The 1,404-nt window shown below is 62.1% G+C and carries 2 protein-coding genes; one reads left to right on the top strand and one right to left on the bottom strand.

Features of this window, described 5'->3' with window-relative positions:
• Nucleotides 1–179 (top strand): DUF1153 domain-containing protein (locus ACXJ7R_RS32710; RefSeq protein ID WP_457155408.1); only part of this gene is annotated, 179 nt, incomplete at its 5' end.
• A gap of 133 nt (nt 180–312) precedes the next feature.
• Here the strand turns inward: ACXJ7R_RS32710 and ACXJ7R_RS32705 are convergent.
• The gene (locus ACXJ7R_RS32705) at nt 313–1,239 is read right to left on the bottom strand and encodes an NADP-dependent oxidoreductase (RefSeq protein ID WP_457155407.1); all 927 of its coding nucleotides are present in this window, start codon (nt 1,237–1,239) and stop codon (nt 313–315) included.
• Nucleotides 1,240–1,404 lie beyond the last annotated feature (165 nt).

The raw sequence follows: 1,404 nt of genomic DNA, 5'->3' as shown, positions 1-1,404 counted from the left end.
GGGTTATCCGGCGTAAGGCGGAAGTGGTTGYGGCGGTGCGCGGCGGGCTTTTGAGCCTTGAAGAGGCATGCCAGCGCTACAAGCTCACCACCGAGGAATTCCTGTCCTGGCAGGCGTCGATCGACGAATATGGGCTTGCCGGTCTGCGCACCACGCGCATCCAGCAATACCGGCATTAGGGCATCATCCCGAAAAGTGGAATCCGGTTTTCGGAAAAGATCCTGCTCAAACACTGAGATCGAGCCGGTCAGAACAAAGATCAAAGGGCGCGGCACTCCGCGCCCTTTTGTTTAAAGCGAGTCTTTTTGGCGCTCAGGCCGTCAGCACCACTTTGCCGATCGGCTTGGTGGCAAGAAAGGCGTGCGCCGCACCTGCCTGCTCGAGCGGGAAGCTTTTCGCCACATGGACGGCGAGCTTTTTCGCATCGATCAACCGGGCAAGTTCCAGCAGGCCTTGGCGGTCAGGCACCACCGACATGCGCTCGACCCTTATGTCGCGCGCGCTGGCCTGCGCCCTGGTGGCGTCATTCACGTTCAGCAAAGACACCAGCACGCCGCCGTTCCTGACCACCTTCAGCGAACGATCGGCATGGTCGCCGCCAATCGGCTCCAGCACGAGATCGATGTCGCCAACCGTGTCGGCGAAATCGCCCTTGGTATAATCGAGAACCTCATCGGCGCCGAGCGAGCGGACGAAATCGAGCTTTTGCGGGCTGGCGGTGGCGATGACGTAGGCGCCTCGCGCCTTGGCGATCTGCACCGCCAGATGGCCAACGCCGCCGGCTGCCGCGTGGATCAGCACGCGCTGCCCTGATTTCAGCCCGCCATGGCGGACCAAGCCTTGCCAGGCGGTGAGGCCGGCCAGCGGCAATGCGCCTGCCTCGATGTGGTCGGCGCCCTTCGGCTTCAGCGCGATTTCATCGGCTGGCACAGCCGCCAGTTCGGCGTAAGCGGCGGCCTGCTTGGGGAAGCGCGGCATGCCGAACACCTCGTCGCCGACCTTGAAGCCGGTGACGCCGGCGCCCAGCGCCTCGATGGTTCCCGAGATATCCCAGCCCAGGATGAAGGGTGGCTCGCCGAGCAGGGGGTAATAGCCGGCCCGGACGGAGCCATCGACCGGATTGATGCCGGCTGCCTTGACACGGACCAGCACCTCGCCGGCCTTTGGCGTAGGGTCGGGCTGATTGGCAGTGACCAGGACGTCGGGTCCGCCGACGGAATTCTGGATAACGGCACGCATGGGATGTTCTCCTGCTTGGTTGGTGCCACTATAATTTGGATAGTAATAGTCCMTTGTCCAGTATGTACCTGTATGATATATAGCTACCCCATGGATAGTGAAGATATGTCTCCTTTCGGCTATGATGCGTACCGGCGCACGTGTGCTTCGCACACCGTGCTCGAG

Source organism: Mesorhizobium sp. P5_C1 (assembly GCF_054049815.1).
Note: the sequence above shows the minus strand (reverse complement) of the source record. Positions and strands in the feature narration are given on the sequence as shown.

Bases quoted from the DNA above. Each gene is read 5' to 3' on its own strand.
- ACXJ7R_RS32705 (WP_457155407.1), bottom strand. From the start codon at position 1,239: ATGCGTGCCGTTATCCAGAATTCCGTCGGCGGACCCGACGTCCTGGTC.